Here is an 18,423-nt window from a genome sequence, read left to right as displayed (position 1 = left end):
AGGGCAAGGTATTTTCGGGAGTAATTCAAAAGGATGCGCAGCGAGTTTTGGGTTACCCTAAAGATTACCTTGCTCCTTTGACGACGAGAAAAAAATAAAGAGGCGGCAGCTTCTTTGTTTTTTGATACGGCGGCAACGTTTACACACCGGGGTGTGCATAATACCGGAAAATGGGAATCAAGCAATACCATCCGTGTATTACCCTTTGTCCTTCATGGGTAGGCAGAGCAGTTTGTTATAGCAATACCTGAAAAGTTTCCCACTCTGATAATTTCGGATAATATTTTCATCTTACATGGTGTTTATGTGTATCCGACAGTGGATACAGCTGCAAATATAGGCAGCATTTTCACTATATCGTTGATAAACAAAGTCATGCGGGTATCTTTGCTGTGGCTTGCTTCCGATTGCTATCTATATAGGCAAATAAAACCGTATTTGTTACTTGCGCTTGTAATATGACTAATATTACTGTGGAATAATTATCTTTATGCTATGAATGAATTATTAAAAGGGAGATTATTCAGTCTATTATCTGATGCTTCACAAGTTGCAGACGAAGAACTACAGACTGCTTATGGGTGCTTTATGGAACAAGTAAAAACAACAGTCAGTCAATCCGAACAAAACTATACTAATCTCTTTCGGATACTGAATATTACTCGTGTTGAGTTAGTATTCATTGAATCGCTTTATCAGTACGAGCAGGGGAAAAAATGTCCTAAAATCCGCCTATCTTAAGAAAGCTATTCTACGAAGTCGTCTTGACTTTTCGTAAATGGAGTAAAAAAGGAGAATGGAAAAGTTCCTGGTTGCGGATATTGGAAAACTATAAATGGGCATTGGACTTATCAACATCATCAGTAGATGGTAGTCATACGAAAGCTCTGCGCGGAGGAGAACAGGTTGAGTTTCAAACCCGCAAAATGAGTAAAACAACCAATGCTCTATATCTGACAGATAATCAAGGCTTACCAATAGCTATGTCTTCTCCCATAGCAGGCAATCATCATGATTTATATCAAATCGATATTCATTTAGATGAATTGTTCCAAACGTTAGAAAAAGCAGGCATTTCGACCGATGGTTTATTTATCAATGCTGATGCCGGATTTGATTCTAAGGAATTTAGAAATAAGTGTTTTGAATATGGGATAATCACCAATACAGCTATAAATCCCCGAAATGGGAATAGTGATAATATTGTAATATTTAATGAAATACTATACGAGCAACGATATACTATTGAAAGGACTAATGCATGGATAGATAGCTATAGAACTCTTCTGAATAGATTTGATACTACAATATCCAGTTGGATATCATTCAATTATATCGATTTTATGGTAATTCTTTTAAAGAAAATTTGTAAAACGAAAAAGTCAAGATGACTTCATGAAAAGAATCCATTCGAAACCCGGCATTGAATTGATTTAAAGAACAAAAGTATAATTGAAAAAAAGAAAATATAGCCGTAATAAATCCACCGATGGTGTAAATAAATTATCTTTGTAACAAGAATAAATCAAAATGGGAACAAAACCGATTTTCAATGACATACAATTAAAAAAATCAGCATTTATCTTAAAAAATAAATATGCTAAATTATCCGCTTTGTCTTCCGGAGAAATCAAAAATCTGGCAGTAGTATGGTGTTATTATTCGGGAAAAATAGAAGGTAACACCTATACCTATGTTGAAACCGAAGCCCTGCTCAAAGATGATGTAACCTCCCCTAAGCGCTACGAGGATGCCAAAATGCTAAAGAACCTGTACAACAGTTTTATTACAATATTGGAACAAATAAGCAAAGAGGGTGCTATTGATATTGACGAACGCACAGTGCTTTCAATTCATTCCATGTTGATAGACGAGTTAGTGCAAACAAGAGATAAGGGGATTCTCAGGAGCAAAGCTGTCGGTATTACCGGAACAGCATACACCCCTCCCAAAGAAGCCGATGAGATTAAAGAGCGGTTTGGACAAATTTTATCGGATCAGTACCATTATGCCGACCCGATGCAACGAGCGGTTTACCTGCATTGCAATATAGCCCGGTTACAACCATTTATTGATGGCAATAAACGCACTTCCCGTTTGCTGGAAAGTATTGTGCTGATAAATAACGATGTTATACCTGTCTATTCGGCAAAAGACGAAGATCTACTAAATTACCGTAAGGGGCTGATACATTTTTACGAAACAGAGGATTACAGCCTCTATGCCGATTATTTTCTGAATCGACAGATCCAGCGCATCAATGAGATTTCATTAAAAACGGATATAAAATTTGATCTGATGACAAATCGGCAAATAAAGCCTCCGGTACAATCCAAAGGACGGAAAATGTGACTTTTCTATCAAAGAATATTACTTAGCTATCTCAGCTATCCAACGGCAGACTTCACCCAAGCGGAAGTCTGCCGTTGTTTTATTATCTTTCTTCATCTGAACACAAAAATAACGGAAGGGAATAAAACGCCAAGACTAAACCCCTAAAGAGTATTTTTTCAAAATAGCCTTGTCTTATTTATTCTCCTTCCATTAAGAGGATGTTTATCAGTTGAAAAAAGGAAAAATATTCAGTTGTAGCTCGCCAACCAATCAACTACCTGAACTTATCCTGGTAACCCTCTTCCAGCAACTTCTCTATATCCGAAGAGCGATACAGGATTTTCCCTCCCAGCTTGATATAGGGAATACGCCCCTCATTTCTATAATCCTGTAAGCTTCGTCTGCTGATTTTCAGTTTCTTCGACAGTTCCTCGTCTGTATAGAAACAGTCTCCGTTCAGGGTCGGTTTACGGGCTATAAATAAACTCTCCATCAAAGCTGAAAGCCGATCCAATGAAAGAAAAATTCCCTTGACCCTTTCGTTGTTCTCTCGTGTGATTAACCGGTTATTCATAAGCATTCTTTTTGTATTTGGTTTGCTTTTGTTTTTCTTTTACTATGGGAAGAATCTTTTCCACGTCTTCCGGTTTGTAGTGTATCTTGTGGCTGATTTGGCTGTATGCCAGCGTTCCGTTATCCCGGAGTGTTTGAAGTGTACGCTTCGAAATGTTCAGGAGTTGGCACACATCCTGATTATCCAGCCACTCTTTCATATCTCTGTCGCCATGCAAGCAGCATAGCTGCTCCATCCGGATTGCAAAATTTTCAAATTTTGAGAGCATAGCTTCAAATGTTTGGGCTTCAATGTTTACTATTTCCATTGTCATTATTTTTTGGTTACATTTCTTTAGGTTCGACAGATTCTTTATCCAATGAACAATCGACTGCCGGAGAAGCCGATCCTTTTTCCTTTGCAAAGTTATGTTCATCTTCTCCTATTTCCGCCTTTTTCGGGAGGGAGGTGGTAAAGGTTGGCACAGGTCAAGTTTATACTTACAGGTTTGTATAGTTCTTTTTTGGGCTTTTTTCACAGCTACTTCCCTCCCATCATCGACAGATAGATTTGTAGATAGATATATTTGTCTATCTGTCCACGGCTATATAGTTTTATCTTTTTATCGTTCTATCATTTGTTCGATGTATCGACATGTCTAACAATCTAAAAATCAATTGTTAGATTTACAGATCGATAGATTTTATAGATAGTTAAATTCATCTAAGAAACTATCTAAGAATCGAATCATTGTACAAACAAAAGGAAAAAGGGCTCAGGTTTTGTTTTCAAATTACCAAGTTTGCAAGTTTGATAATTTTCAAGTTTTCAAAACTGAAAAGCAACTCTCAAAATATCAAATTAGAAAAACGGCAGATTTTAAGGTTAGCAAATCGGAGTATTTCGCACCGATTATTTTCCGGTCGAAAAGGCAATATACAGCAGACTTCGGCATACAAGTCCGACAGCTGTATTTTACTGTGTGTTAAGCAAAAAATGTATTTTACTCGTGGTCTGAATCATTAAAATAACAGACCAGTGAACAAAGAAAAACATTTCAAGGCGACCTCTTATTTAAGTCGCATTTTTGAATCCTGGCTTTTAGTTTTAGACTCCGGATGGAGTATTGAAGTTGCCGCCGGATCAAAAAACAAAGAGACTCGTGCCTCTTTATTTTTTCTCGTCGTCAAAAAAGCAAGGTAATCTTTCGGGTAACCCAAAAGTCGCTACGCATCCTTTTGATTTACTTCCGAAAACCTTGCTCTTGCAGAGAGCTCGGCTCTCCCCCTTCCGCTCCCGATGGTCGCAGAAGAGGAGAAAGCCGTTTGACAAGCCTTCGCCGTCATCTCCCAGTGGTCGCTTCCTCCTACGGCTTGTCAGAATGTGTGAACACATCTGATAATCATCTATAAACCAAAATATAAATAGCATAAATACTCTAAACAGCATCGAAAACAAGAGAGAGAATAGCGTCAAACGGGGCAGACCTGCAAAGGAAAATGCTAAGTTAAACCGGTCGATTAACCTGAAATTGACCGCAAAAGACTATGCTCTTTTGAAAGGAAAAGCTGAAAAGTTAGGGATGAAAGTAACACAATATGCACGGGAAATGACATTGAAGGGAAGCATCAAATCCCGTTTTACATTAGAAGAATTAGACCTGATGCGCAAGCTATCGGGTATGGGCAACAACCTGAATCAGATCGCTAAAAAGGCCAATCAGGCTGGGTTGCCCAATACAGCAATGGAGGTTATTGTTATCATGAACCAATTCAAAAAACTATTGGATGATCGTTAAGAATATCAAGGGGAAGTCGTTTAAGGGCTGTGTGTCGTATGTGATGAACGATATCGCCAAGTTGCTTGAAGCCGAAGGAGTGCTGGAAGGAACCAAGCAGGATATTATCCGCAGTTTTGCCATGCAACGCTCCGGCAGGAAAGAGATCAAGCAGCCTGTCGGGCATATTCCGATTGCCTTTTCGCCTGAAGATAAGCATAGAATGACCGATGATTTTATGCTGCAATTAGCCAAAGAATATATGCGGGAAATGAGTATAAAAAATACGCAATACATCATCGTCCGGCATGATAATACCTACAATCCCCACCTGCATATTGTCTACAACCGCATTGATAATGACTTGAAACTGATTTCCGTCAACAACGATTACAAGCGGAATATCAAAGTCTGCAAGAAGCTGAAAGACAAATACGGTCTGACTTATGGAAAAGGAAAAGAGAAGGTCAAGCGGGAAAGGTTGAACGACCCCGACAAGGTAAAATACTATATATACGATGCGATAAAATCAGTTTTGCCGAGCTGCAAGAACCCGGCTGACCTGCGGTTTGCTCTGAAAAAGTTCGGAATAGAGCTTGAATATAAACACAAACGAACGACCAATGAGATTGAAGGTGTATCGTTCCGCTACAACAACATTGCGTTCAAAGGCTCTCAGGTGGATAGGAGATTCAGCTTCGGAAACCTCAAAAAGGCACTTGAAAACAACATAGAGGAAGTGAAACGGCAAGCACGGAAAGAGTATTCGCGGGAACAAGCTGAGCAGAAAGCCAAACAAGAAGCCTAAAAGAAAGAGAGAAAAGAGGCGGAAGCCAAAGCCCAAGCCGCCAAGCGAAATCTTGTTCTCAAAGGCATTGAATTGACATCGGAACAGGAAGAAACTCTGATGAACGGCGGCTCTGTATTTCTTAAAGGCATGAATAAAAGTGACGGTAGCGGCCAGTTCTCTGCTTATGCCCTCTTCAATGAAGAAAAAACGAAGGTCTTTTTCAGCAGTCAGAATCCCGAAGATTTTGTAAAATTCGGCAAATACAAAATGCGTATTCAGGATAAAATCCTCATCGAAAAGGGCTGCGTCACCAGAGCCAAAGTCAAGTGGTACGGCATTGGGAATTTCGCGTATCCTCACCTGTGGAAAGCCGATACATCCGACTCCGACTATCAGGAATCGTGGGATGACCCATGCTTGCCGAAAACTCAGAAGGAAGATCAAAAACCAAGGCAGCCTATTGTTCAGAAGAAAAGCAGGGGGAGGGGGATGTAGAAAAAATGTTTAGGCATGATAGGCGCAATTTGCATTTGTTGAAGCTTACAAAACATTGTAAAAGGTTAGCGATGGAAATCTGTAATTCTTCTTGTTCGTTTTTTATTGTAATTAAGAAACGCCTGAGTCAAATCACAATATATTGTAAAATTACATAATAAATCATATCACGATGATAATTAATTTTATTTTTGTATAAATCGAAAGGTGCATTCCTGTTTACTTATAGCGAAAGACAGAGAAGCTGTAATTATTTTCCTGCACAATCAATACTATTTTTTGTAATATTCGAAGGTAATCAGCCAATCAATTTTAGGAATATAACAATAGTATCTAATACTCTTTATTTATTAACCGATTTTTAATAATCACTATTAAACAATACCCATTTATGAGAACAATCATAAGTATTTTCTTAATGTTTTACGGGGTTGTTGTATCTGCTCAGATCAACATCCGCTACAACAGTCCCCGCCCGGGAGACGAGATTATCAAACAACAAGTAGAATACAAAGACCCGGGAAGGAGTGGGAAAGATGTAATCTGGGATTTCAGCAGGCTTCGAACCATTAATGACGAGTATATCCTCAGTTACAGTGAGCCTCCTATGGAAGGTGACAGCATCTATATACTGGGAGACAACCGCTACAAGAAAAATAAGGTAGCAGACAACGAACTGGTAATAGGTACCGAACACAACACCATGTACTACTACCGCCTTACAAACGACTCCCTGTTACAGATGGGGCACGAGAATCCAACTGTAAGGCTGGCATATACCACCCCGATGATGCCGTTGCACTTCCCGCTGAACTACGGGCAGCAGGTGGGTTCATCGTATAAGGCCAAAGGGATGTATTCGGGCACAGTGCCCATGCAATCGGAAGGTACCATTATCACCACAGCCGATGCTTACGGCAAGCTGATATTGCCATCGGGTGATACCTTGAGCCCCGTATTACGTGTAAAGACCGAACAGACCATATTCGACATTCCCGATAAATATTCTTACAACACCGATCCCGACAACAACAAAGGTAAGTTATTGGAGACCTGCCGCTGGTACAGCAAGGGCTATCGCTATCCTGTATTCGAGACGGTGAGAAATATCAATATAGCAGATAGCACGGCAATCTTTTCTACGGCCTTCTTCTTTCCGCCGCAGGACCACCTATATCTGGACACCGATCCCGAGAATATTGCCTTACTGGACGAACTGTGGAAAGAAACAGAGAACAACCAGAATCAGACCGATACCCCAGATGCAAAAATAGTGACGCTGGAAGACTACATGACCTGCAAGATGTATCCGAATCCGGTAACCACATTGCTGAATCTGGATTATGAACTGAAACAGGATGCGAAGGTATCTTTCGAGTTGTACTCGATAGACGGCATGCCGGTCAAGAAGATCAGCCCCAAGAACCAGAAAGCGGGTTTCTACAATGAGCGGATTGACTGCTCGGGATTGTACCAGAGGAATTATGTGCTGAGAATAACGGCAAATAAGGTGTTTGTAAATGAAGTGATAATTAAAAAATGAAAATACTATGAAGAAATATATAATAGCCTTACTTTTTAACCTCCTGTTTATTCTAAATTGTTTTTCTCAAGAAGAAGGGGAAAGATATGTAGAAAAAACTGAATTTCTTTCACCCCAAGTAGCAAGTTTTATCCGTTATGATCAGATGCCGGTGGCATTGAATACCGGTAGGTTGGATTTAACTATTCCGGTTATGCACATTAATGATCCTGATTTTGATTTTCCCATAACTCTGAATTATAACTCCGGAGGATATAAGCCGACAGAGCCGGAAGGTATGGTAGGTCTCAATTGGTCTTTGGGTTTCGGTGGAACTATATACAGAGAGGTAAGAACTATCGCTGATAATATCAGTCAAGACCCTTTTTATTTTATCACTTATCCAAGCAAGCCTTACACATATAGCGGTTTTTTAAAGGTTAAAGAATTTGGATTGGATAAAACATTCAAAGAGAATGCCTATAATAATACTGATGATTATTTAAAATATTATCTACTGGCAGGATATTTTCCGGGAGGCTATAGGCAAATTTTAGACAGCGATGTCGAACCATCATCGGATTTATATACATTTAATTTTTGTGGATATTCCGGACAATTTATGATCGACTTTGATGGGAATGCGATAGCTGTCTCTCATTCAGGAAAAGGCAAGGTGCATGTGGATCTTTCCCATTACGGACTCTCTCATGACGGGCTTTCTGGAATAACTTTTGTAATAACGACTGATAACGGCTATAAATATACCTTCGGCGGGGATCTGAATGCAGTGGAGTATACAGCTTTGTCGTGGACAGATTATTCTAATAACGCCCAAAACCCTCCACACAAAACGATAAGTGCTTTTCATCTGACTCAGATTGAAGCTCCGAATGGGCGCATTCTATCTATAAACTATGCTGATTATCTTACTGCATGGGATCATCGAGACCCGAGACGCGTCATTAATAATCTGTCAAATGTATCACAGAATATACACAAAAACTATCTATTGCGAGGCTCAGCTTACAGCACTTATCGTAGGTTGCCGGAAGATACCAATCAATCAAAAGACGATTATAGTTTTTCTCTAAATAAAATTGCACTGATATCAAGTATTGAAACAGATAAAGAAAAAATATTTTTTTATCATTCATCTCCCAAAAAGACAATGTTTTTTGCCGAAGATGAGTCGCAATGCTCGATATTTGGAAAACTATGTGGAGTTCAGATCGATTCTATCCTTCGTTATGAGACCACTACAATGAGTAATCCCCCTCTCGAACGATCGACTTTCAGTTATGAGTTCGACACCCGATTATTTTTAAAAAAAGTAACAAATAGCACAGTCGGAAGTTATGATTTCTTTTATAACAGGATAGTTGCTGATGGTCCTTTTACCAGAGCCATAGATCATTGGGGATTTTGGAATGGACGTTACGAAAATCTTATGCCAAAGATTCTGGCTGGTGGAGAAATGTCAGCAGACAGGGATCCGGGTGAAGAATGTGATATTGCTTTATTGAATAAAATAATATATCCTACCGGAGGAATGGCTAAGTTCGAGTATGAACCGCATATTATCAACGACTCAGAACAAGAGAAGTTGGGCGGAGGAGCACGTATCGCATCAATATCGCATTATGAGTATGAAACAATGGAGAAACCGTCTCTATGCAAATATTATTCATACAATTCTAAACAAACAGGAAAAACCAGTGGTTGGCTTAACCAACCAAAGCCAGTATATTATCTATATGGATATGTCAAAAATGGCTATGAGAAAGATGATAAGGGTAATCTCGTTTTACAATTTTCTCAAATTCCAGGCATAAAATATCCTTTGGCTAATTCAAACGGATTTAATATAAGTAACAATTATCCTTATCATCTTCGATACGATGAAGTAACAGAATACAATAATCCGACGGTATGGCAAGAGGAGGCAACAGATAACGAGCTATTGATTAATAAGGCTATCGCTCCTCTGGAAACGGCACAATCCTTAGTCATACCTTCCATCAGAATAGAAAATGACAGTATAGAATGGACTATATCCGGAAGGCAAGACCCATCTAACAGTGGGCGTATACTGATATATAAAGACAATATTTACAGTGAGATTGCCGTATTCGATATGGGACCGAATTCGGTCAATTATGTAATTAATCCCTATACAGAATGGGGGGAAGGCACTTACTTTGTCGTATTGATTGGAGGAGGTGGGGCTTCTGTCGCTTTCGAAGCCAAGAAAGCTAATATCCCCTCATGGAGAAAAGTGAAAAGCTATAGCGGCTCTTATATTACAACGTTTTTTACATCTGCCCGCGAAATCGGTGGTACCGGATATACGAAAGTTATAGAGTTCCCCATCGAACTGGGAGAGGAGGATATTACGTCAAATATGCCATTTTTAAATTGGGCTGTTAAACAGCGTCACTTTGTATACCCTAACGAAGGAGGAAAAATATCTAATAAAAGGTTTTACTCAGGTGAGGGGAATCTGATAAAAGAAGAAATTTATGATTATTCTGCGCCTGCTAATAAAGACGAGCACTACGCTTTAGATGTGCATATCCCCCCAACTACAGATTATCGGGCTGGTCCATTTTACACATGGAGTAGTTTTACTCAACTAACCAAATTCCCATTATATCCTCACAATTTGGTGAATAAGACCATACATCATTATACCTCGAAAGGAGTTATTACAGAAGAAGAAACCTATAATTACGATCATGAAGGCTACTATGTTAAGACTGTTACAGCTCAAAATAGCGATGGTGTAAAACGTACCGAATATTTGCATGGCTATGAGATGACTGAAGAACCATATATCCATCTTAAAAATCAACATGTTTTATCCCCGATTGTACAAATAACCAATTATCAAGACAATCAGAAACTATCAACAATAAAGAAAAATTATAGCATACTGAATAACACGTTCTTAAACTCAATTTATCCCGCTAGGCTTCCCGTTGTTTCCTCCGTAGAAGCCTCCAATGATAATTATCCTTTAGAAGTAAGGGGAGAAAATTTACGGTTCGATCAATATGGAAATGTTTTATATCAAATAGAAGATGAAAGTAAGCATACGGTATACATCTGGAGTTACCAAGGATTATGTCCCATAGCTAAAATAGAAAATGCTACGTATGACCAAGTGGAAAATGCCTTGAACAGAAAGATAGATTCAATATCTTTACTTCGTATCCCCCTCGAGGTTATAGAGAGTATAAACGCTTTACGGACAACCTTAACCGATGCTTCTGTAACGACATATACCTATTATCCTTTTGTGGGATTGGCTAGTGTCACCGATCCCGCAGGATTGTCCGTTTACTACGAATACGACAAAGCGAATAGATTGATACAAGTCTACCAGAATAGAAATGGGAAGAAAGAAATACTGGAGTCGCATCAATACAATCTTGTTAATCCATAACGTAATAAAAAAGAAAATACATATGAAATACAATATATTATTATCATTAATTGTTCTATTTACAATTACGACAGGAAGACCCGTATATTCACAGAACAATGCAAATGTAAAAATTCCATCTCACGCTCAAATAGTAGATTTAGGTACATTTAATTCTGTTTTTTCTAAATCACAAATTAGCCAAACAACAGGAGATAAACTGTATTATAGATTTGAATTGACCCAACCATCTGAAGTCACCATAGACAATTGGCACAGACAGTTATCTGATCAAGGCTATGCACTTGGAACAATTTTGACACTGGCAACGGAATCATACGAGCCGGACCTATCTGTAATCAAGAGTAATAAAGGTTCGTTTAATATAAAAAACACCCCTAACTCTGATCTAGCATACATTAATGTTATTCTGTCTCCGGGTGTATATTATATAATAAATGAATTGGATGAATGTAGAAATATAACGGGGTCTGTAGAAATGACCATACGTGGCATCTCTCCGGTTTTCAATGCGGTTCAGGTAAATTATAATTCTCAAGAAGGACGATTTGTACCTATTCCAGTAGGGATATTTAACGATGCATTTGAATATTCCGATGCGCGTAATACCGAGCGGTATACGCCACAATCCGTAATGCAAGGGGAAGAAAGAATCAGTTATTCAAACTGCGTTTATTACGAATTTGAGCTGCAAAAGCCGATGCGCATCTCGATTGATCACCTCAACTCAACTATTAATAATGCAACCAGATTGTTTTTATATAAAGTAGAGGATGAAGGGTCTTATCGTTATGTAGATGGATATGGATTGATTCAAGACTCTCATTTAGCCCTATTGTATTCGGATAAAAGGGAATGGAATTTTTATGGTTCTGATAGTCCGGGCGATAAAGCTTTTTTAGATATCTATTATCTTCCCGAAGGCAGGTATCTCATCTATTCAGCAGGAGCAGATATTTATTCCAGCTATCAAGGTAAATATATGACAACGAATGGAATCATAGTAACCAACATAAATGGAACATCAATTCAGAGAGATGCTGAAGACAAGGCGGTTAATATTGGTGCTTTTAAGGAAAGTTTCACAAACACGACACATGGAGTATTTGTCGGTAGTGGAACAAAATATAACGATGTCAGAGAAAAACAATATCAAATTCAGTTAAACACCCTTATGGACATCTCCTTTTCCATTACAGCCAGCTGCGGCTCTCTAGGTACAACTCTCATTGACAGTAATGGAAGAATGGCAAATCCGGATAGTAATGGGGCTTATAATAAGTTGAGCCCTGGCTTATATACATTGGTCGTTCTCTATGGTGGCGTGAATGATTTGCCATTTACGATAGAACTGAGCGGAACTCCCGTTCCCTTGGAAGGAGACAAAAAAGAATCTGCAATCACCGTTCCGGTTGTAGAAGGATACTTCGCATTTGATGACATACGCAATACGGTTTTCTATTTTGATGAATACAAAAAGAATAGTACCAATGATGTGTTTTACAAAATAGTGCTGCCGTATGCTATGGATATAACAGTATCACACTGTGGATCGGAGGTTGATAATACATATCTGACTTTGACAAACGAAAATTTAAGCATTATAAAAGAAAGCGACAATTCCGGACTGGATAACTTTTGTACGCAAAAGGGTCAAGCATGTCTTCTCTTCAAAAAATTGGCTGCCGGCACGTACTATATTATTTCGGAAGGGAAAAATACTGATGGAATAATCAATACCTTCATAGAAGGTTATCCTGTTACAGCCAACCAGATATCCGACACTAAAGAAGTAGCTTTGAGCACAAGCAAAAACTATATATATACAATTGTTCCATCGGAAAGTGCTGAAAAGATAGAAGATGTGAAGACCACAGACAGGGGCCGGCACTCTATTGCTTATTTTGATGCACTGGGAAGACCCGAACAATCGATATTGTGGAGAAATAGCCCACAGAAACAAGATATAATATCGATGCAAGAATATGATAGCTTGGGAAGGGAAGACAAATCGTGGCTACCCATTGCTTACAATGGAGGTGGAAAGATTATAGATGCAAACAGATTTAAAATAAGGTCGAGGTCTATTTATAAAGGCGACCAATTATCGTACAGTAAGCCTGTATATGAAGATTCACCCCTAAATAGAGCGACAGAGCAGTATGCCCCAGGAGAAGATTGGCATAACAACCACAAGTCTGTAAAGATGCGGATATTGACAAATGTGGAAGGAACCGACTCTCTCAACTGTATTAGATATGTCGCCGAAAAGGACGGACAGAATGCAACTTTAATAAAAAATAGAAATTATGCCTCCGGAGAATTATTTGTTACATCAACAATGGACGAAGATGGCAACATCTCCTTCGAGTTTAAAGATAAATCGGGAAGAGTAATCCTTATCCGCCAATTTAACGATACGCAGACTTTCGATACATATTTTGTTTATGACGTATTTAATAATTTATCATTTGTCCTTCCCCCACGTATTGACGATGAAGGCATAAGTAAGGTAAAATTAGATGAATTAGCATATCAATATAAATATGACCACAGGAATCGTTGTATATGGAAGAAACTTCCCGGATGCGAACCAATATACTATGTCTACGACAAGGCTGACCGGCTGATTCTGACCCAAGATGGCGAACAACGCGCCAAAGGCGAATGGCTCTTTTCTATACCCGATGCCTTCGGACGCATTGTGCTGACAGGCACCTGTAAAAACATCGTGAACTTTGCGGCAGTCAATCCGATAAACACAGTGGTAAAAGCAAGCCAGAATCTGAGTAATACTACAAACAAGTATTACGACATTGCAGGCATTACCCTTTCCACCCCGAGTGTACTTACAGCAAGTTATTATGATAACTATAACCACCGGACAAAAGAAGACTTTGCCAAGCTGCCTTACGATGCCACCCAGTACAACACCCGCTACGGAGACGACACCGATGCTAACAAGTACAAGCACAAAGGCATGCTCACAGGCACACTGACCGCCCTGCTGGACGGATCGGGTAAATACCTGTACACAGCCATGTATTATGACAATCGCGGCAGGCTGATACAGTCACACTCTACCAGCCATCTGGCAGGAGGCATAGAAAAAGAGTACGTAGCCTACAACTTCACCGGTCAACCCACTAAGAAGAAGCATATACACACGGCCACAGGCAAGACTACCCAAACCGAAGACTATGCCTACAACTACGACCATGCAGGCAGGTTGACAAAGACCACCCATAAGCTCAATGGCGGAACGGAGATGGTGCTTGCTGAGAATACCTATGATGAGTTGGGTAGGCTGAAAGAGAAAAAAATCAATAACAGTAATTCTCTCAGGAGCATCTATACCTACAATGTGCGCTCGTGGCTGAAATCGATAGCTGCCGGAACTTTCTACGAAAACCTGTATTATAATGAAGATTACAAAGACAATAACAACAGTGTAAACAACAAGAAAAGCTATACGGGTAATATATCGGCTATGTCATGGTCTACCTACGATAATAAGAACCGGAACTACTTTTATCGGTATGACGGGCTATCCCGCCTTACGGCAGCAGACTATACGGAGGCTAGATATGATAATTCCGAGCCATCAGCCGGTAGATATTCGGCTAACTACCAGTATGATAAACATGGCAACATGACCGGACTGCAACGCAGAGGCTTACAGTCGAATAATTTTTGGTCAGAAGTAGATATCCTATCTTACGAGTATAGCGGTAATCAGCTAAAAAGAATAACTGATTCCAGTGGCTCTGTCCTGATTGCCGGCTCAGAAGACTTTAAAGATCATTCCAATGCTGCCACAGAATATTTCTTCAACAAGAATGGGGCAATGACCAGAGATTTGAACAAAGGCATATCCGATATTAAATATAATTCGTTAAATTTGCCCTCACAGATGGATATAAAGAGTCCGACAGGCGAAGGACGCAATCTTTATACCTATTCAGCCTCAGGCGTGAAGCTGAAAGTAAAGCATACCTACAACCCTAATTTCTCTACGGCACCCGTTATCGGTTCCGATGTTACGCTCAGCCTGCTCACTCAGGTGAAAGAAACCGACTATGTAGGCAACAAGATCTACGAAAATGGTAAACTCAAGCGTATACTGGTAGATGGCGGCTACTGGGAAGACGGTAAATACTACTTCTTCCGGCAAGACCATCTGGGTAACACCCGTGTTGTACAGGATCAGGATGGTACCCTTATCCAGCGCAAGTATTACTACCCGTTCGGAGCAGGATTTCCTGAGAACACAAAAGATAATGGCAAGCAGCCGTACAAGTACAACGGTAAGGAACTCGACCAGATGCACCGCCTGGATTGGTACGACTACTCGGCCAGGCATTACGATCCGGCATTGGGTAGGTTTACGACAGTGGATCCGTTGGCGGAGAAGTATTATAGTATTAGTCCGTATGTGTATTGTGCTAATAATCCGATTAAGTTTATTGATAAAGACGGCAGATCTTATGATTTTCCTCCAATTGGGGGTAATCCTGCTGATTATCAACGGATGGCTCGAAGCCAAAACATCGCAAATACAATAAAAGATAATTCATCTACCATTCAGAAAAACGCAGCAGTAGGATTAGTTACCATGTCTGATGTGAATGATGCAACTGTTTTAGCAACTGCTATTACACGAGGAGGAAATGCGATAAACATCGATGGGACTCCCGCATCAGGTGTAGATATAGGATTTGCAGTAGCAGGGGCATTTCTTCCTGTAGTTAGTGGGTCTAGTGTTAAAGCCGCGGGAAAGGCCATAGGTGAAGCACTAGGCATAGGTGGGGATGTAGCGAAGACAATAGAACGGTTAAAGCCTGAAGCTAAATATTTAGGATCAAAAAAACATGGAATAAATTGGAAAGAAGGTAAAGCTATGGCTAAAGAGTCTAATATACCTCAAGGTCAATGGGGTAATAAATCTGATTTGGAATTTGCAGGAGAAAAAGCTGCAACTTTAAAATCTGGAGAAGGTGCCTATTTCGATTTACCAGATGGAAGTAAATCTATTGTACATATGCCGGATGGTACAGAAAAGGTAGCTACTAAAGTGTGGGTTAGAAATAATGGAACAGGAACTTTTCATGGTTACCCTTTAGAATGATATATTATGATTAAAATACAAATAAGTAATCCTGAATTATCTTTTGTCAAAAATAAAGATGATGCTAGTATAGAGGAGGCTTTAGAATCTATTTTTTTAAGAAATACTGAATATGCAGTATTGATTTGGGAGAATCTATTCATACCATTATCGTATAAATATGATATTTCCATAATGGCGAAAGATTTTATTAAAATTTTGGAGTTTATTGAGGGAACAGATAGTAAAATAGAGATACATTGGGCTTCAAATACATTTTCAAGTATTTGGTATTTAACTAAACTTCAGAATGGTGAGTTGGAGATTAAGTCGCTATGGGTGTGTGTGTTGGGTGAGTTAAGAGAGCTATTAACTAAAAAATCCAATATATGTGTAACCCAGATTGCTTTTAGTAAAGAATTAAGGAAGATGTTGTTTTTTTTAAAAGATTGCTTAGATAAGTGTGGATACACGGCTAATGAATTATATGACTATAATCTATTAATAAAGTATATATAGTTCTTTCGCCTCACGTTCGGTATAGGTTTTGCCTGCGTCGAGCTAAATACAAGGCTCTGCCTTGAATAAGAATAAAAAGAAATAATCCTGTCATTGTCATCATTGGCAGGATTGTTTATCTATACCTAAAGCGACCTTTGAAGAATAAGAAAAATGATGAAAAAGGGTACAAAAAGTGTTAGGAATGTCAGGTTTTAGTTAAAATAAATCCTTAGATTTACCTATTCAGCCTCAGGCGTGAAGCTGAAAGTAAAGCATACCTACAACCCTGATTACTCAACGGCACCGGTTATCGGTTCCGATGTAACGCTTAGTTTGCTCACTCAGGTCAAAGAAACCGACTATGCAGGCAATAAGATCTACGAGAATGGTAAACTCAAGCGCATATTAGTCGATGGCGGCTACTGGGAGGACGGTAAATACCACTTCTTCCGGCAAGACCATCTGGGTAATACCCGTACAGTACAAGATCAGGATGGGACCTTTATCCAGCGCAAGTATTATTATCCGTTCGGGGCAGGATTCCCCGAGAACTGTAAAGAAAACGCCAGGCAGCCGTATAAGTATAACGGCAAGGAACTCGACCAGATGCACCGTCTCGACTGGTACGACTACTCGGCAAGGCATTACGATCCGGCATTGGGCAGGTTTACTACGGTGGATCCGCTGGCGGAAAAGTATTATAGCTGGAGTCCGTATGCGTATGTAATGAATAACCCATTGAAGTATATTGATCCTACAGGTATGGCACCTGATTCAATTCAAACTGATTACAGAAATAATAAAGGGGAGATGCTTTTTAAGACGAATGATGGACTAACTGATGTTATAATAGTAGGTGATCTTAAAATTGTTGAACTAGAGAAAAAATTAAAAGAACTTGCAGATAAGGGTAAAATAGATGATCCTAATTCAAATAAAAAAGAGTTACACACATTAGGAGAAACTCCAAAAGAATATGAGGATCATTTAGATTATGGTGATACTGGTATCACATTAGGAGTTAAGAAAGGATACGAAAAGGGATATAACGGAGAAAAAAGATCATTTATCGATGATGTGATAGGGCTTATTTTATCTTCTCCATCTCCAGAAAGTGCTGCGTTTGAATCCGCTGAACGGAAAGGGCAGAATATGGGTTATACAGATAGGAAGAACAATAGAATTAGTAGAATTAATGTCTATAGTGGATTTAAAGCTAATACCCCTTTAATAGAACTGCCAAAGTCAACAAAATAAATATAAATAAGATGAAGAATTTTTATGCAGGAATAGTAATTGTAATCGCGATACATGTAGTTTTAACTCTCTTGAACGGATTGTTTGCAATGAGTAGTGCTTTATTAAACATACCATTTTATGTTATAATAATAGGGACAGTATTGACTTATACTTTTATATTTATTTACCTCTTTAGATTAAAAAATGTACCTCAATTAAAGATATATCATATAGTAATAGTCGTAATATTCTATTTTATTCCAAAAGATTTTCTAATTGAATTAAACAAAGAGGAATTAAGTTCTTTTTTAAATACTAGTAGATATATTGAAACTTTAGAGTCCTTGTTTTTGCTAACACTATTGATAACTTTCTACTTTAAAGGGAATAAACTAATATGAGTTCAATATAAATAACATAAGTGGTTAGCATCTCCTATTTCGCGATTTATAATCCCGAGAGGTAAGGACTATCAGGATTTACAACCCTCTATAAACCCACTCCTGCCAATCCCATCATTGGCAGGAGTGTTTTATCTTACAGGCAAGACAGAGTTTTCATGTAACTTTTGTTAGTCTTGTTAGGTTTTAGTTAAAATTACTCCTATGCTTATAATGTCCGCTCGTGGACAAAATCCATAACAAGCCCGTTGTTTAG

At 38.9% G+C, this 18,423-nt stretch carries 15 protein-coding genes; 11 read left to right on the top strand and 4 right to left on the bottom strand.

The annotated features are described in order from the left end of the window. Positions 1-495 precede the first annotated feature (495 nt). From M2448_RS16655 to M2448_RS16645, 3 genes are all read left to right on the top strand, one after another. A complete protein-coding gene (locus M2448_RS16655; protein WP_280647821.1) occupies positions 496-741 on the top strand; it encodes a hypothetical protein in 246 nt (81 codons plus the stop codon). A 101-nt stretch (positions 742-842) separates the two neighbouring features. Continuing rightward, entirely contained in the window at positions 843-1,391 is a 549-nt protein-coding gene (locus M2448_RS16650; RefSeq protein ID WP_280647820.1) for a transposase family protein, read from the top strand. Between the two features lie 139 nt (positions 1,392-1,530). After that, on the top strand, positions 1,531-2,352 hold the full coding sequence (locus M2448_RS16645; protein WP_280647819.1) for a Fic family protein: 822 nt from the start codon (positions 1,531-1,533) through the stop codon (positions 2,350-2,352). A gap of 256 nt (positions 2,353-2,608) precedes the next feature. Here M2448_RS16645 and M2448_RS16640 read toward each other — a convergent pair whose 3' ends face one another. The 4 genes from M2448_RS16640 to M2448_RS16625 form a co-directional block, all read right to left on the bottom strand. Further along, on the bottom strand, positions 2,609-2,908 hold the full coding sequence (locus M2448_RS16640) for a helix-turn-helix domain-containing protein (protein WP_280647818.1): 300 nt from the start codon (positions 2,906-2,908) through the stop codon (positions 2,609-2,611). Beyond that, a complete protein-coding gene (locus M2448_RS16635) occupies positions 2,901-3,215 on the bottom strand; it encodes a helix-turn-helix domain-containing protein (RefSeq protein WP_280647817.1) in 315 nt (104 codons plus the stop codon). The genes M2448_RS16640 and M2448_RS16635 overlap by 8 nt, the downstream gene beginning before the upstream one ends. Before the next feature lie 16 nt (positions 3,216-3,231). Continuing rightward, complete coding sequence (locus M2448_RS16630; RefSeq protein ID WP_280647816.1) at positions 3,232-3,372, bottom strand: hypothetical protein; 141 nt, start codon at positions 3,370-3,372, stop codon at positions 3,232-3,234. Between the two features lie 685 nt (positions 3,373-4,057). Then, positions 4,058-4,318 (bottom strand): hypothetical protein, encoded by a 261-nt coding sequence (locus M2448_RS16625; protein ID WP_280647815.1) that lies wholly within the window; start codon positions 4,316-4,318, stop codon positions 4,058-4,060. A gap of 151 nt (positions 4,319-4,469) precedes the next feature. Between M2448_RS16625 and mobC the strand changes: the two genes are divergently transcribed. The 8 genes from mobC to M2448_RS16585 all read left to right on the top strand — a co-directional run bounded on the left by mobC (position 4,470) and on the right by M2448_RS16585 (position 17,784). After that, on the top strand, positions 4,470-4,685 hold the full coding sequence (gene mobC, locus M2448_RS16620; RefSeq protein WP_280647814.1) for a plasmid mobilization relaxosome protein MobC: 216 nt from the start codon (positions 4,470-4,472) through the stop codon (positions 4,683-4,685). Beyond that, positions 4,675-5,472 carry a relaxase/mobilization nuclease domain-containing protein gene (locus M2448_RS16615; RefSeq protein WP_280647813.1) on the top strand — a complete coding sequence of 266 codons (798 nt, stop codon included), beginning with the start codon at positions 4,675-4,677 and terminating at the stop codon, positions 5,470-5,472. The genes mobC and M2448_RS16615 overlap by 11 nt, the downstream gene beginning before the upstream one ends. A 72-nt stretch (positions 5,473-5,544) precedes the next feature. Further along, positions 5,545-5,949, top strand: a complete 405-nt coding sequence (locus M2448_RS16610) for a hypothetical protein (protein ID WP_280648063.1) — start codon at positions 5,545-5,547, stop codon at positions 5,947-5,949. Between the two features lie 391 nt (positions 5,950-6,340). Next, on the top strand, positions 6,341-7,492 hold the full coding sequence (locus M2448_RS16605) for a T9SS type A sorting domain-containing protein (RefSeq protein WP_280647812.1): 1,152 nt from the start codon (positions 6,341-6,343) through the stop codon (positions 7,490-7,492). Between the two features lie 7 nt (positions 7,493-7,499). After that, positions 7,500-10,919, top strand: a complete 3,420-nt coding sequence (locus M2448_RS16600) for a hypothetical protein (protein WP_280647811.1) — start codon at positions 7,500-7,502, stop codon at positions 10,917-10,919. A gap of 22 nt (positions 10,920-10,941) precedes the next feature. Then, entirely contained in the window at positions 10,942-16,047 is a 5,106-nt protein-coding gene (locus M2448_RS16595) for a DUF6443 domain-containing protein (RefSeq protein ID WP_280647810.1), read from the top strand. A gap of 6 nt (positions 16,048-16,053) precedes the next feature. Next, positions 16,054-16,545: a hypothetical protein gene (locus M2448_RS16590; RefSeq protein WP_280647809.1), complete on the top strand. Its 492-nt coding sequence runs from the start codon at positions 16,054-16,056 to the stop codon at positions 16,543-16,545. Positions 16,546-16,782: 237 nt separating this feature from the next. Next, entirely contained in the window at positions 16,783-17,784 is a 1,002-nt protein-coding gene (locus tag M2448_RS16585; RefSeq protein WP_280647808.1) for an RHS repeat-associated core domain-containing protein, read from the top strand. Positions 17,785-18,423: the final 639 nt, after the last annotated feature.

The organism is Dysgonomonas sp. PF1-14 (assembly GCF_029892965.1).
Taxonomy (GTDB): Bacteria; Bacteroidota; Bacteroidia; order Bacteroidales; family Dysgonomonadaceae; genus Dysgonomonas.
The sequence above is the reverse complement of the archived record's forward strand: the minus strand, read 5'-3'. Positions and strand labels throughout refer to the sequence as shown.

Coding starts and splice junctions, on each gene's coding strand:
- M2448_RS16590 (WP_280647809.1), top strand. CDS start 16,054: ATGATTAAAATACAAATAAGTAATCCTGAATTATCTTTTGTCAAAAAT.
- M2448_RS16600 (WP_280647811.1), top strand. CDS start 7,500: ATGAAGAAATATATAATAGCCTTACTTTTTAACCTCCTGTTTATTCTA.
- M2448_RS16635 (WP_280647817.1), bottom strand. CDS start 3,215: ATGGAAATAGTAAACATTGAAGCCCAAACATTTGAAGCTATGCTCTCA.
- M2448_RS16645 (WP_280647819.1), top strand. CDS start 1,531: ATGGGAACAAAACCGATTTTCAATGACATACAATTAAAAAAATCAGCA.
- mobC (WP_280647814.1), top strand. CDS start 4,470: ATGAAAGTAACACAATATGCACGGGAAATGACATTGAAGGGAAGCATC.
- M2448_RS16615 (WP_280647813.1), top strand. CDS start 4,675: ATGATCGTTAAGAATATCAAGGGGAAGTCGTTTAAGGGCTGTGTGTCG.
- M2448_RS16625 (WP_280647815.1), bottom strand. CDS start 4,318: ATGCTATTTATATTTTGGTTTATAGATGATTATCAGATGTGTTCACAC.
- M2448_RS16640 (WP_280647818.1), bottom strand. CDS start 2,908: ATGAATAACCGGTTAATCACACGAGAGAACAACGAAAGGGTCAAGGGA.
- M2448_RS16605 (WP_280647812.1), top strand. CDS start 6,341: ATGAGAACAATCATAAGTATTTTCTTAATGTTTTACGGGGTTGTTGTA.
- M2448_RS16655 (WP_280647821.1), top strand. CDS start 496: ATGAATGAATTATTAAAAGGGAGATTATTCAGTCTATTATCTGATGCT.
- M2448_RS16595 (WP_280647810.1), top strand. CDS start 10,942: ATGAAATACAATATATTATTATCATTAATTGTTCTATTTACAATTACG.